The 13,186-nt window shown below is 60.3% G+C and carries 12 protein-coding genes; 8 read left to right on the forward strand and 4 right to left on the reverse strand.

What is annotated here, in order from left to right; translation table 11 throughout:
- Positions 1–84: 84 nt before the first annotated feature.
- The 8 genes from HU754_RS18650 (at position 85) to HU754_RS18685 (ending at position 8,349) form a co-directional block, all read left to right on the forward strand.
- The gene (locus tag HU754_RS18650) at positions 85–939 is read left to right on the forward strand and encodes a MurR/RpiR family transcriptional regulator (RefSeq protein WP_093439023.1); all 855 of its coding nucleotides are present in this window, start codon (positions 85–87) and stop codon (positions 937–939) included.
- 2 nt (positions 940–941) lie between these two features.
- A complete protein-coding gene (locus tag HU754_RS18655; RefSeq protein WP_093439026.1) occupies positions 942–1,586 on the forward strand; it encodes a cysteine hydrolase family protein in 645 nt (214 codons plus the stop codon).
- A complete protein-coding gene (locus tag HU754_RS18660) occupies positions 1,583–2,914 on the forward strand; it encodes a type I glutamate--ammonia ligase (protein WP_186624837.1) in 1,332 nt (443 codons plus the stop codon). The genes HU754_RS18655 and HU754_RS18660 overlap by 4 nt, the downstream gene beginning before the upstream one ends.
- On the forward strand, positions 2,898–3,650 hold the full coding sequence (locus HU754_RS18665) for an N-formylglutamate amidohydrolase (protein WP_186624836.1): 753 nt from the start codon (positions 2,898–2,900) through the stop codon (positions 3,648–3,650). The genes HU754_RS18660 and HU754_RS18665 overlap by 17 nt, the downstream gene beginning before the upstream one ends.
- A gap of 81 nt (positions 3,651–3,731) precedes the next feature.
- Positions 3,732–5,081 carry an APC family permease gene (locus HU754_RS18670; protein WP_186624835.1) on the forward strand — a complete coding sequence of 450 codons (1,350 nt, stop codon included), beginning with the start codon at positions 3,732–3,734 and terminating at the stop codon, positions 5,079–5,081.
- Positions 5,082–5,199: 118 nt separating this feature from the next.
- A complete protein-coding gene (locus tag HU754_RS18675) occupies positions 5,200–6,216 on the forward strand; it encodes an arginine N-succinyltransferase (protein ID WP_186624834.1) in 1,017 nt (338 codons plus the stop codon).
- Positions 6,217–6,277: 61 nt separating this feature from the next.
- Positions 6,278–7,312: an arginine N-succinyltransferase gene (gene astA / locus HU754_RS18680; protein WP_095047516.1), complete on the forward strand. Its 1,035-nt coding sequence runs from the start codon at positions 6,278–6,280 to the stop codon at positions 7,310–7,312.
- A 167-nt stretch (positions 7,313–7,479) separates the two neighbouring features.
- A complete protein-coding gene (locus HU754_RS18685) occupies positions 7,480–8,349 on the forward strand; it encodes an isocitrate lyase/PEP mutase family protein (RefSeq protein ID WP_007919546.1) in 870 nt (289 codons plus the stop codon).
- Positions 8,350–8,470: 121 nt separating this feature from the next.
- Here HU754_RS18685 and HU754_RS18690 read toward each other — a convergent pair whose 3' ends face one another.
- The 4 genes from HU754_RS18690 to HU754_RS18705 all read right to left on the reverse strand — a co-directional run bounded on the left by HU754_RS18690 (position 8,471) and on the right by HU754_RS18705 (position 13,025).
- Positions 8,471–9,412 carry an IS110 family transposase gene (locus HU754_RS18690; protein WP_217827635.1) on the reverse strand — a complete coding sequence of 314 codons (942 nt, stop codon included), beginning with the start codon at positions 9,410–9,412 and terminating at the stop codon, positions 8,471–8,473.
- Between the two features lie 245 nt (positions 9,413–9,657).
- Positions 9,658–9,960 (reverse strand): hypothetical protein, encoded by a 303-nt coding sequence (locus HU754_RS18695; RefSeq protein WP_034152534.1) that lies wholly within the window; start codon positions 9,958–9,960, stop codon positions 9,658–9,660.
- A 537-nt stretch (positions 9,961–10,497) separates the two neighbouring features.
- Positions 10,498–11,736, reverse strand: coding sequence for a M20/M25/M40 family metallo-hydrolase (locus tag HU754_RS18700; protein ID WP_186625597.1), 1,239 nt, complete (start codon positions 11,734–11,736; stop codon positions 10,498–10,500).
- Between the two features lie 215 nt (positions 11,737–11,951).
- Entirely contained in the window at positions 11,952–13,025 is a 1,074-nt protein-coding gene (locus HU754_RS18705) for a diguanylate cyclase (protein ID WP_093439052.1), read from the reverse strand.
- Between the last annotated feature and the right edge of the window lie 161 nt (positions 13,026–13,186).

The following is a 13,186-nucleotide window of genomic DNA, read 5'->3' on the forward strand; positions in this document are numbered from 1 at the left end:
GACATGTAACGCCAGTTACATAAATACTGTTTTAACGGATTATGAAGCGAATTCGACACCCCCCCCCATCCAGCAGGAGCCCGGATGCCCCCTCTCAGAGACCTGATCACCGATCCCGGCCTGGATCTTACGCCGTCGGAGCGCAAAGTCGTTCGCGCCTTGCTTGATCAGTACCCACGCAACGGTCTGGGGCCGATGGCGCGTCTGGCCGAACATGCCGGCGTCAGCGATCCGACCATCGTGCGGCTGGTGAAAAAACTCGGTTTCGGTGGTTACGCCGAATTCCAGGATGCCCTGCTCAGTGACATGGACCACCGCCTGCGCTCGCCGCGCACGCTGTTGCAACCGCGCGCCCATCAACACAGGGACGACGCCTGGAGCCACTATCTGGGCGACAGCCATCGCCTGCTGGTCGAAACCCAATCGCTGACCCAACCCGAAGACGTGCGCATTCTCACCGACTGGCTGCTCGATGCCCGTCATCAGGTGTATTGCTTCGGCGGGCGCTTCAGCAGCCTGATGGCCACCTACCTGCTCAATCACCTGCGCTTGCTGCGCCCCGGTTGCTTTGCCCTGGAAGACAACGCGCAACTGCCTGATCGCTTGTTTGATCTGCAACGCCAGGATGTGGTGTTGCTGTTCGACTACCGCCGCTACCAGACCCAGGCCTTGCGGGTCGCCAGTGCGGCGAAAAACAACAACGCACGCGTAGTGTTGTTCACCGACATCTATGCCTCGCCGCTGCGTGAACTGGCCGATCTGATCATCAGCGCGCCGGTGGAATCGGCTTCGCCGTTCGACACCATGGTGCCAGCGCTGGCTCAGGTCGAAGCACTGATCGCCTGCCTGACCTTGCGCACCGAAAACCTCGCCGATCGCCTGGAAGGCATCGATGCCCTGCGCAATGACTTCAACACCCACCTGCTGGAGGATAAATAAGGATGTTCAGCCTTCCCCACCGCTCGCCGCGGGACTTGCCGTTTGTCACCGATCACACCGCACTGTTGCTGGTGGACATGCAGCGTGCCTGGCTCGAACCGCAGTTCGACGCGCACCTCAACGGGCCTGACGCCGAGTATTTCCTGACCCGTGCACACATGCAGGTGGTGCCCAACCAACGTCGCTTGCTCAGTGCCTTTCGTGAAGCGCGGCAGAATGTACTGCACACCATTATCGAAAGCCTTACGGCTGATGGCCGTGACCGCTCGCTCGACCACAAACTCTCGGACATGCACCTGCCCAAAGGCAGCGCGCAGGCGCGGATCATTGAAGACCTGAGCCCGGTGGAAAACGAAATCGTCCTGCCGAAGACCTCGTCCGGGGTGTTCAACTCGACCAACATCGACTACGTGCTGCGCAACCTCGGAACCCGTCACTTGATCATCGCCGGCATCGTCACCGACCAGTGCGTGGACATGGCCGTGCGCGACGCCGCCGATCGCGGCTATCTGGTCACCCTGGTCGAAGACGCCTGCGCCACCTACAGCGCCGAACGCCATCACGCCTGCCTGAATGCGATCAAGGGTTACTGCTGGATCACCGACACCGACACAGTGCTCGCCCGCCTGCAGGAGATGCAGCCATGAGCACGCGCCTGACGCCGCTGCCGATGACCACGTTGGTCACCACCGACCTGATCGGCATCACCCGCGGCCGCTCGTTTCCCACTGATGAGCTGGAGCACTATCAAGCCGCCGGCTGCGGCTGGGTGCCGGCCAACAGCGCGTTGACACCGCAGGACATCATTGCCTCGACCAATCCGTGGGGCGCCTATGGCGATCTGCGGTTGATTCCCGATCTGGGCAGCCGCGTTACCGTCGGCAATGGCCCGGACGCCGATGCCCCGGCGCTGGATTTCATCCACGGCGATATCCGCGAAACTGATGGCCGGCCGTGGGGGGCCTGCCCGCGCACACTGTTACGCGATGAAATCGAGCGATATCGCGATGGGTTGGGCTTGCAGGTCAACGCCGCGTTCGAACATGAATTCAACCTGCACGCCGGTTTTGCCGAGCATCTGGCGTTCTCCCTCGAAGCCCAGCGCCAAGGTGCCGAGTTCGGTGGCTGGCTGCTCAGCGCCCTGCGCGCCGGCGGTGTCGAGCCGGAAATGTTTCTGCCGGAATACGGCAAGCATCAATACGAAATCACCTGCCGCCCGACGCTCGGCGTGGCGGCGGCCGATCGTGCCGTCAACGTGCGCGAGATTACCCGCGAGATCGCCCGGCAAATGGGCCTCGACCTGAGCTTCGCGCCGAAAACTGCGGCGGATGCGGTGTGCAACGGCGTGCATCTACACGTCAGCCTGCTCGATCTGGCCGGCCAGCCGATGCTTTACGACGCCGGCACCAGCAACGGTCTGTCGAGTCTTGGCCAGCATTGGGCGGCGGGGATCCTGCATTACTTGCCAGCCCTGTGCGCGTTCACCGCGCCGACGCCGGTGTCGTACGAGCGCTTGCAACCGCATCACTGGAGCGCGTCCTACGCCTGTCTGGGCCAACAGAACCGCGAAGCGGCGCTGCGCATCTGCCCGACCGTGACCCTCGGTGGCAAATCCGTGGCCCAGCAGTTCAACCTTGAGTTCCGCGCCATGGACGCCACCGCCTCGCCGCATCTGGCCATGGCCGCGCTGCTGATCGCCGGACGTCTGGGCATCGAACAACGCCTGGCACTGAACGCGATCACCGATGAAATTCCCGATTCACTCAACGACGAGCAACGCCAGGCGCGGGGCATCGTTGCCCTGCCCGCTTCGCTAGCGCAGGCGCTGGATTGCCTGCGCAACAGTGGCACCTTCACCGAATGGCTGCCCAAGCCGCTGCTCGACACTTACTACGCCCTGAAAACCGAGGAACTGGCGCTGACGGAACAGCTCTCGCCCGCTGACTTGTGTGAGCACTATGCACGCCTGTACTGAATCCGCCGAGCTGGGGTTGTACACCCGACCGGCCTACAACCTGAGCCGCGCCGACTCCGCGCATCCGTTGATTCTGGTGTGCGAACACGCCAGCCGCTACATCCCCGAGGCCCTGAACAACCTGGGCCTGGACGAGGCCGCCGCCGCTGAACACATCGCCTGGGACATTGGTGCGCTGCAACTCGCCGAACAGTTATCGGAAAGGCTCGGCGCAACCCTGTTGAGCGCCAATTATTCACGCCTGCTGATCGATCTGAACCGGCCACGCCACGCCCCGGACAGCATTCCGGCGCAGAGCGAAATCTATCAGGTGCCGGGTAACCGCGAGCTGGACGAAGCCACCCGCGAGTACCGCCGCCAGACCTTGTTCAAACCGTTTCACACGCGCTTGCAAACGTTGATCGACGAACGTGTGGCACAGGGCCAAGCGGTGCGTGTGGTGGGGATTCACAGTTTCACCCCGGTGTTTTACGGCCAGCCGCGACCGCTGGAGGCCGGCGTGCTGTTCGGTCAGGCCAAGGCCTACGCGCAACGCCTGCTCGACGGCCTCGGCGAGCATCCGCTGAAAGTGGCCGGTAATCAGCCGTACAAGATCGATCCGCTGGGCGACATGACCGTGCCGGTGCACGGCGATGCCCGTGGCCTCGACTCGGTGCTGATCGAGGTGCGCAACGATTTGCTGCGCAGCCCCGAAGCCGTATCGCGCTGGGCCGGATACCTCGCGCCTTTGCTGTAATGAATGAAAGACTGCTGACGCTGTAAACGATGGATCGATAACAACTAAAACGACCGACTGGCTGACAAGGAGTTGCGCTTCATGGAAATTGAAGAATTCGGCTACAAGCAAGAGTTGAAACGTAGCCTGACGCTGACCGATCTGGTGGTATACGGGATGATCTTCATGATCCCCATCGCCCCGTTCGGTGTGTATGGCTACGTCAACGCCGAGGCACCGGGGATGGTGCCGTTGGCGTACATTATTGGCATGGTGGCGATGCTGTTCACCGCGCTGAGTTACGGCAGCATGGCCAAGGCTTTTCCGATTGCCGGTTCGGTCTATTCCTACGCGCAGCGTGGCCTCAATCAACACGTCGGTTTCATCGCCGGCTGGCTGATGCTGCTCGATTACCTGCTGATCCCGCCGCTGCTCTATGTCTACGCGGCGATGGCCCTCAACCATTTGTACCCGGACATTCCGAAAGTCGGCTTTATTCTGGCGTTTCTGGTCAGCGCGACCTTCGTCAACCTGCGCGGCATCACCTTCACCGCACGGATGAACATCATCTTCCTGCTCGCGCAACTGGTGGTGCTGGGGATCTTCCTGTTCTACGCCTGGAATGCCCTGCACAACGGTGGCGGTAACGGCGAGCTGACCCTGGCGCCGCTGTATCACGCGGAAACCTTTAACTTCGCCCTGCTGATGCAAGCGGTGTCGATTGCGGTGCTGTCGTTCCTTGGCTTCGATGCGATCTCGACACTCGCTGAAGAAATCAAAGGCGATCCGGGCAAGAGCGTCGGCAAAGCCGCGCTGATCACTCTGGTAGTCATGGGGGTGATTTTCGTTGCGCAAACCTGGATTGCCACCGACCTGGCGGCAGGCATGGGCTTCAAATCCGCCGACACCGCGTTCTATGAAATCGCCGAAATCGCTGCCGGCAGCTGGCTGGCGACCCTGACCGCTGTCGCGACGGCATTGGCTTGGGGCGTGGCTGTAGCGATCACCTCGCAAGCCGCAGTCTCGCGTCTGCTGTTCGGCATGGCCCGCGACGGCAAGTTGCCAAAAGTGCTGGCCAAGGTGCACCCGAAACACAACACGCCGTACCTGAGCATTTATCTGGTGGCGGTGCTGTCGCTGGTGATCTGCTATCTGTTCATCAACTCGGTCGACACCCTGACCTCGCTGGTCAACTTCGGCGCGCTCAGTGGCTTCATGCTGCTGCACCTGACAGTGATCAACTACTACTGGCGTCGGCAGAAGTCCGGCCAGGTGGTGCGTCACCTGACCTGCCCGGTCATCGGCTTCATCATCGTCGCGGCCATCATGTACAACATGGGCGTCGATGCGCAGAAGCTCGGCCTGATCTGGATTGCCCTGGGCCTGGTGTATCTGTTCTTCCTGAATAAACTCGGCGCCAGTACTGCGCTGCCTGACCCGAGCAACGGCTGACAAGAAAAAGAGCGGCGTCTGACAACAAATCAGGCGACCGCCGATTTATCGCGTGGACACCGACAGTGATAGTCAGGTTTGGCGACATCGCCGAACCTTTTGATACAGGAGTACATCCATGCTGGTCTTACGCCCAGTCGAACAGACTGACCTGCCCCAGCTACAACAATTGGCCCGCGACAGTCTGGTGGGCGTGACCTCCCTGCCGGACGACAGCGAGCGCCTGCGCGCAAAAATCGCCGCGTCATGTGCATCGTTCGCTAGCGCAGCGGCGGCCCACGGCCCGGAGAATTACTTCTTTGTGCTGGAAGACCTGGACGACCAGCGTCTGGTTGGCTGCTCGGAGATTCTCGCGACGGCGGGCTTCGACGAGCCGTTCTACAGCCTGCGCAATCGCCATTTCACCAGTGCATCCCGCGAACTGAACATTGAACACGGCGTACCGGCGCTGTCGCTGTGCCATGACCTCAGCGGCCACACATTGCTGCGTGGTTTTCACATTAATGCCGAACTGGTGCGTACGCCGTTTTCCGAATTGTTGTCACGGGCGCGCCTGTTGTTCATCGCCGCCAATGCGCCGCGCTTTGCCGAGGCGGTGATCACCGAAATCGTCGGCTACAGCGACGAGGAAGGCCATTCGCCGTTCTGGGATGCGCTGGGCAAACACTTCTTCGACCTGCCCTACGCGGAAGCCGAACGCCTGTGCGGGCTGCAGAGCCGCACGTTTCTCGCCGAACTGATGCCGCAATATCCGATCTACGTGCCGATGCTGCCGCAAGCCGCGCAGGACTGCATCGGGCGCATCCACCCGGATGGCCAGGAAGCGTTCGACATCCTCGAGCGTGAAGGCTTCGAAACCAACAGCTACATCGACTTGTTCGACGCCGGCCCGACCCTGTATGCGCGCACCAGCAACATTCGTTCGATCGCCCGCAGCCAGACGGCAACGGTGCAGCAAAAACCCCAAATCGATGCCCGCGGTCGTTATCTGCTGAGCAACGACGCGCTGCACGGCTTCCGATCGATCATGGCCGAACTCGATTACCAACCCGATCAACCGTTGTCCCTCACCCCTGCAATGTGTGCGGCGCTGAACGTGACCGATGGCAGCCCGATCCGGCTGATTGCCCTGTGAAACCCGTGCGGTTGCGCAGCCAACGACAGTGCCCGAACAGGCGCGCAGAAGGAGTTCCAGCATGATTGTCCGCCCGGTCAAAGTCAGCGACCTGCCAGCCTTGATGGCGCTGGTGCAACAGGCCGGCCCGGGGTTCACCACCCTGCCGGCCAACGAAGATCGCCTGTCCCACCGGGTCCGCTGGGCGCAACGGGCGTTCGCCGAACAGGTGGAACGGGCCGACGCGGACTATCTGTTTGTGCTCGAAGACGACGACATGCGCGTGGTCGGCGTCAGCGCCCTGGCCGGGGCGGTCGGCCTGCGCGAGCCCTGGTACAACTATCGGGTCGGGTTGACCGTCAGTTCGGCGCCGGATCTGGGCATTCAACGGCAGATCCCGACACTGTTTCTCAACAACGAACTCACCGGCCAATCGGAGCTGTGCTCGCTGTTTCTCGGCCATGATCAGCGCCACGGCAGCAATGGCCGCTTGTTGTCACTGGGGCGTTTGCTGTTCGTTGCCGAGTTCCCGCACCTGTTCGGCGAGAAGATGATTGCCGAACTGCGCGGCAGTGCCGATGAACACGGTTGTTCGCCGTTCTGGGACAGCCTGGGTCGGCATTTCTTTCAAATGGACTTCAGCCATGCCGACCACTTGTCCGGGCTGGGCAACAAATCGTTCATCGCCGAACTGATGCCGCGCCAGCCGCTGTACACCTGCCTGCTCACCGAACAGGCCCAGGCCGCGATCGGCCAGGCGCACCCGAATACCGAGCCGGCGCTGAAAATCCTCCAGGCCGAAGGTTTCACCCACAAAGGCTACATCGACATCTTCGATGGCGGCCCGGTGATCGAAGCGCCAGTGCGCAATATCCGCACCGTGCGCGAGAGCGTCGAGCTGGCCCTGAGCCTCGGCAGCCCCGACGAACAGGCGCCGCTGTGGCTGATTCACAACCGCCGCCTGGAAAACTGCCGCATCACCGTGGCCCGCGCCCGCCGGGTCGGCAGCAGCCTGGTGATCGACCGCCTCACCGCCAAGCGCCTGCAACTGCAACCGGGCAATTCGGTACGCGCGGTGATGCTGCCCAATCAACAGCAACAGGCGGTGGCGGCCTGACGGTCACCACCGCAAAAAGGTAAATCCTTTCAGCAAAAGAGTCCGCGACAACCTGTCCCTTGCAAATTCGTCATGATCCTTGACCCATTCGCGTGATAGCCTTTTCATTCTTCGGCGTTGACACCTTTGTTCAAGCCTTTCCATTCCTTTGTATTGGTGGAACTCGTATGACCCGGCTTTCCCATCAAGATTTGCGCCGTAACTTCCGTCAACTGCTGGCTTCCGACACCTGCTATCACACGGCTTCGGTGTTCGATCCGATGTCCGCACGGATTGCCGCTGACCTCGGTTTTGAAGTGGGGATTCTCGGCGGTTCCGTGGCCTCGTTGCAGGTGCTCGGTGCTCCGGACTTTGCCTTGATCACCCTCAGCGAGTTCGCCGAACAGGCCACCCGCATCGGCCGCGTCGCCCAATTGCCGGTGATCGCCGACGCCGACCACGGCTACGGCAACGCCCTCAACGTGATGCGCACCATCGTCGAACTGGAGCGCGCCGGCGTCGCCGCCCTGACCATCGAAGACACCTTGCTGCCGGCGCAATTCGGCCGCAAATCCACCGATCTGATCACCGTTGCCGAAGGCGTCGGCAAGATCCGCGCGGCGCTGGAAGCCCGGGTTGATACGGAAATGGCGATCATCGCCCGTACCAATGCCGGCATTTTGCCGAACCAGGAAATCATCAGCCGCACTCGCCAGTACCAGGCGGCCGGGGCTGACGGCATCTGCATGGTCGGGATTCAGGATTTCGATCAGCTTGAGCAAATCGCCGAACACCTGACCGTACCGCTGATGCTGGTGACCTACGGCAACCCGGCGCTGCGCGACGACAAACGTCTGGCCGAACTCGGTGTACGCGTGACCATTGATGGCCATGGTGCTTACTTTGCGGCGATCAAAGCGACGTATGACAGCTTGCGTGAACAGCGGCAGATCTTCACCCAGGCCTCCGACCTGAGCGCGACCGAGTTGACGCACACCTATACACAGCCGGAGGAATACATTCTCTGGGCCAAGGAATACATGAGCGTCAAGGAGTGATGCGCACGCTTCACCGGCCCTTTCGCGAGCAGGCTCGCTCCCACAGTGGATCTTGGTTAAACACAACATTCGTGTTCGACACCGATCAAATGTGGGAGATTCTATGGTTGAGGGGAAGCCCTCAACTGACTTTTGCCTGATATTCGCTTTGCCCTTTCAGCAAGGCGAATACCACCCGAGCAAGCTTGCGAGCCAGCATCACCAACGCCTGCGTGGTGCTGAAACCCCGTGCTCTTTGGGCTTCGTAAAACCCTTTCCAGGCTATCGTACGGCTAGCCGACATCGCTGCGTTGTGCAAAAGTCGGCGGGCCTCGGGGTCTCCGCGCTTGGTCAAGCTGCGGCGGCCGTCCTTTTGCCCTGATTTCGATACCCGTAAATCCATGCCCAGGAAGGCGATAAACGCATCCGCGTTGCTAAACTCCCCCCGCTGAAACGCCGTGAGCAGGCGCGCTCCGGTCAGAAATCCAATGCCCTCTACTTTCAGGCAACGCTTCAATTGGCCGAGCAAGCCGGCTTGTTTGAGCTGATCGTTGATCGTCTTTTCGATCATCGTTTCAAGCCGCTGCATGGATTTTACTTGTTCAGCAAAAGCTGCCTTCAACAGCGGCTCATTCGACCAGCTCTGCACCAGGCCGACCCTTGCCTGGACCAAAGCCGCGCGGCGGCGGAAAAGGCTCAGGAGCTGGCGGTAAAGCGGTGATGGCGGGGTCCAGGGGCGCAACTCCTCGGCTTCGTTCTTCAGGTAACGGGCCAGCAACTTGGCGTCCAAGGCGTCGGTTTTGGCGCGGATCTTCACGCCTTCGCGGTAATGTTTGAGTTCATAGCCGCCCACCATGTAAATCGTGCAACCGGCCGCATAGGCCAAATCAGCGAATTCCAGGTGGTAGATGTTGGTTGCCTCAATGGCAATAGACACGGGGCCGAGCAAGGCTTTCAGCCACTGCTTGATGGATGTTTTGGTGTTGGGAATCGCTTCAAGCAGATCGCTATCGGCCTGATAAATCACCAGTTCATTTTTGGCAACATCCACGCCAACGATCGGATTTGATAGAGCGACTGGCATTGCCACAGGATTTCCTCCGGGATAAGGTTTGAGCACTTGAAGGGCTCACCCAGAGGCGCAGGCTTGTTCCTATCGTCGGTCTAGCCAGATGCATTCTTTATCGGCGCTTGGGTGAAAGGAGGAGGGGCGAAATCTCCCACGGTCTGTACTGCGTCAACAGTCAGAATCGAGCCTTGTCCCTCCTCCTCCCTTCAAGTCCTACCATACAAGCGAGCCTGCTCGCGAAGGCGTCCGCCGCTACACCGCTAAACCGGCGTCTTGTAAGCCTCTTCCCGCTGCACCGCCCGCGCCTGAATCACATTCAGAATCGCACAGCCCTCGCGCATCAACAGATGCACCGCGCTGGTCACCCGCGTCAGATCACAATCGGAAATGCCCTTGAGGTTGAGACTGGCAAAGGTGTCGGCCAGATCGCGCACAACCACAAACCGGTGCATCGCACAGGCGGCCATGTCGCTGAGTTCTGAGTGGGTGTTAAGGAAGAGCACCGGGGATTCGGCGTCGTAGGTGTCGATGGGGAGGAAGCGGGGCATTACTTGGTCGGTCATAGAGTTCACTCCAAATAGGGGTCAGGTGCTGTATTCGACCGGCCAAGATCGTCGCAGATTTTTCTGCGAGCCGAGACTATAAGAGCAGCGCTCAACGGCTGCAACGAGAGCTTCTGTCGGAATTTTCGGTATTTTTTGTACGGCGTCCGCGCCTTCCACTTTTCCCACAAAAGCCCCTCACCCTAGCCCTCTCCCGGAGGGAGAGGGAACCGATTGGGGGATGCTCGGGAGCTACGCCGACCTGTGGCACCGCGCTGAATCCGATTTTGAATTCAAAGTTAATCTTTCAGGTCGCTCTGTTAATCACAAACAACACGGTCAGTCCTCCCCCTCGGGAGAGGAAACTGATTGGGGGATGCTCGGGATCTACGCCGACGTGAGAGATCGCGTTGAATGCAAGTTTGAATTCAACTTGATCTGCCGGTTGCCACATGGACCACAAACAACACGGTCAGTCCCCTCTCCCTCCGGGAGAGGGTTAGGGTGAGGGCAAATGCACCTGACACCCCACCCGCATCAGTCACACCACAAACCCACTCACCGCGGCTTGGCCAACTCCATGATCATCCGCGACAACAGATAAATCCGCGGCGCCACGCTCGCCACTTCGGCGTATTCCTCCGGCGTGTGGATATTGCCGCCAACAATCCCGAAACCATCCAGCGTCGGCGTGCCGACCCCAGCCGACAAACTCGCATCCGCCGCGCCACCACTGCCCTCCTCGGTCAGCTTGCGACCAATCTCGCCATAAATCCCTTGAGCCATCGCCATCAGGCGATCCGACTCAGGCGTTTGCGGCATCGGGGGCAAGCCGCGCTGCAACGAAGTCTTGACCTCAGTCTCGGGAATCAATTTGTCCTGCGACACCCGCGCCAGGTCCTTCTCGATCCGGTCAAACTCCTCCGGCACCGCCGCGCGCACGTCGGCCTTGGCGGTGGCTTGATCGGGAATCACGTTGGTGCGGTCGCCGGCCTTGAGCACGGTGAAGTTGATGGTGGTCTTCTTCGCCTCATCGCCGAGTTTGCCCAACTGCAGAATCTGGTGCGCCGCTTCCATCGCGGCGTTGCGCCCCAGTTCCGGGGCGACGCCGGCGTGAGCGGCCTTACCCTTGACCTCGACCAGCGCCGTCGCGCTGCCCTTGCGCCACACCACCAAGCCATCAGCCGGGCGCCCCGGCTCAAGGTTGAGGGTCACGTCGTGCTGTTTAGCGGTTTTCTTGATCAGATCGGTGGCGACGTCCGAACCGGTTTCTTCACTGGCGTCGAGCAGAAAGGTGATTTGCGCGTAGTCCTTGAAGTCGAGGTTTTTCAAAACTTTCAGCGCATAGATACCGGCGACGATGCCGCCCTTGTCATCCATCACCCCCGGCCCGTAAGCGCGGCCGTCCTTGATGTGGAATGGCCGCTCGGCCGCCGAACCTTCCTTGAACACCGTGTCCATGTGCGCCATCAGGAGGATTTTCGCCTTGCCGGTGCCTTTCAGCGTCGCCAGTACATGGTTGGATTTTTCCGGCGTATTGGGCACCAGTTCGATGGTCGCGCCGAGTTTTTTCAGCTCATCGATGGCGATGTCGCTGACTTGCTTGAGGCCTGGCTCGTAACCGGAACCGGAGTCGATATTGACCAGCCGTTCCAGCAATTTCAGCGCTTCTGGCTGGTATTGCTCGGCATCAGCGAGCACTTGTTTGTGCGGTTCGGCAAAGGCGTGGGCAGCCGAGAAGGCGAGAGACAGGCCGAGGCTAGCGGCCAGCAGGGAGCGAGAAAATGAGCACGTCATGAAGCGATCCTTGTTTCGCGTCGGGGGGATTTAACCGTACCCGACATCGGCGCGAGGCTCTACACCGAATGCGACACTGATCTAACCGACAACACACAACCCCCTGTGGGAGCGAGCCTGCTCGCGAAGGCGTCGTGTCAGGCGATATCAATGTTGGCTGACCCAGCGCTTTCGCGAGCAGGCTCGCTCCCACAAGGGATTTGTGGTGATGCGGATCAAACCGAATCCAGTAACGTCTGCCGGGACTTGTCATCGCAATTGCAGATGACCCGATTACGCCCGCTGGCCTTGGCCTCGTACAACGCCTGATCGGCATCATTGAGCCAGCGTGTTGCGTCGGCATGCGCCGGATCGTACGCCGCCAGGCCGATGCTCAAGCTGACCTTCAACGCCGGATTCTGCTCATAACCCAGAATCGCGAAGCGCTCACGCAACGCTTCCATCGCCTGCGCGGCGTTGAACAGCGGCAGATCCGGCAAAATCACGCAGAACTCATCACCACCATAACGCCCGGCAACGTCCGTCGCCCGCAGGTTTTGTTTAAGCAACTTGCTCAACTGGCGCAACACGATGTCGCCCGCGACATGGCCGTAGGTGTCGTTGATCGCCTTGAAGTGATCGATGTCGATCAGCGCAATCGCCGCACCCTGCTTCTGCCGCTTGCAGCGCTGAAAAGCGATCTCCAGTTGATCCTTCCAGGCGCCATGATTGAGCAGCCCGGTCAGGCTGTCGGTGCGGCTCAAGGCGAGCAATTCGCGTTTATGCAAGCCAAGCGTGTAGGCCTGACGAAAGCAGATCCAGCCCAGCGCCAAGGGGTACAGCAGCAGTAACGGGAAACAGGCGTACATTTGTGCAGGCGTAGTTTGCGGAATGAATGCCGGAGCAAACACCACCAGCCCGACGCCGACCCCGAGCAACTGCGCCGCAGAGCCTGCCAATAGAAAACGTGAACCACCGATTGCGACGTTGTTCATTGCCATCATCGAAATGGTCGTGGCAGTGGGCAGCGGATTGAAATGCATGGCGGCAAGCCAAAAGCCGCCGAAAAAAGCGTCAATCAACAGATTGCGGTGTTCAGCGTGGTAAGGAACCCGGGCGCGGCGCGCCCATTGAAACGCCAGATGCGGCCAGACCAGGCCGTTGAAGAACATCAGTGCCCAGACCCACAGCGGCGGATCGAGCGAGTACATCGACACGCTCACGCACACGAGCCCCAGAATCAACCCGAGGATGCGCGACGTATAAAGCCTCCTGGCCAATGAAAGTCCCTTTCCTCCGGTATTTCCCATAAGGACCTCGATCACGCACACCGCAGGACGGATGTGCTGGAAGTCTAACAGGGCGACGTTAAATAGCCATCACCGGCCAGCGGGCTGAATAGCGCGACATCAGGACCGCACACAGGGCAAATATTTGGCTATACATGAAAGGAGCAAAATGGAAAAAAAAC

The organism is Pseudomonas zeae (genome assembly GCF_014268485.2).
In the GTDB taxonomy this organism is placed as follows: domain Bacteria; phylum Pseudomonadota; class Gammaproteobacteria; order Pseudomonadales; family Pseudomonadaceae; genus Aquipseudomonas; species Aquipseudomonas neuropathica.

What these genes read in the sequence shown, in the direction of transcription:
- astA (WP_095047516.1), top strand. Translation starts at nt 6,278, where the DNA reads ATGATTGTCCGCCCGGTCAAAGTCAGCGACCTGCCAGCCTTGATGGCG.
- HU754_RS18685 (WP_007919546.1), top strand. Translation starts at nt 7,480, where the DNA reads ATGACCCGGCTTTCCCATCAAGATTTGCGCCGTAACTTCCGTCAACTG.
- HU754_RS18650 (WP_093439023.1), top strand. Translation starts at nt 85, where the DNA reads ATGCCCCCTCTCAGAGACCTGATCACCGATCCCGGCCTGGATCTTACG.
- HU754_RS18670 (WP_186624835.1), top strand. Translation starts at nt 3,732, where the DNA reads ATGGAAATTGAAGAATTCGGCTACAAGCAAGAGTTGAAACGTAGCCTG.
- HU754_RS18705 (WP_093439052.1), bottom strand. Translation starts at nt 13,025, where the DNA reads ATGGGAAATACCGGAGGAAAGGGACTTTCATTGGCCAGGAGGCTTTAT.
- HU754_RS18675 (WP_186624834.1), top strand. Translation starts at nt 5,200, where the DNA reads ATGCTGGTCTTACGCCCAGTCGAACAGACTGACCTGCCCCAGCTACAA.
- HU754_RS18690 (WP_217827635.1), bottom strand. Translation starts at nt 9,412, where the DNA reads ATGCCAGTCGCTCTATCAAATCCGATCGTTGGCGTGGATGTTGCCAAA.
- HU754_RS18695 (WP_034152534.1), bottom strand. Translation starts at nt 9,960, where the DNA reads ATGACCGACCAAGTAATGCCCCGCTTCCTCCCCATCGACACCTACGAC.
- HU754_RS18700 (WP_186625597.1), bottom strand. Translation starts at nt 11,736, where the DNA reads ATGACGTGCTCATTTTCTCGCTCCCTGCTGGCCGCTAGCCTCGGCCTG.
- HU754_RS18660 (WP_186624837.1), top strand. Translation starts at nt 1,583, where the DNA reads ATGAGCACGCGCCTGACGCCGCTGCCGATGACCACGTTGGTCACCACC.
- HU754_RS18655 (WP_093439026.1), top strand. Translation starts at nt 942, where the DNA reads ATGTTCAGCCTTCCCCACCGCTCGCCGCGGGACTTGCCGTTTGTCACC.
- HU754_RS18665 (WP_186624836.1), top strand. Translation starts at nt 2,898, where the DNA reads ATGCACGCCTGTACTGAATCCGCCGAGCTGGGGTTGTACACCCGACCG.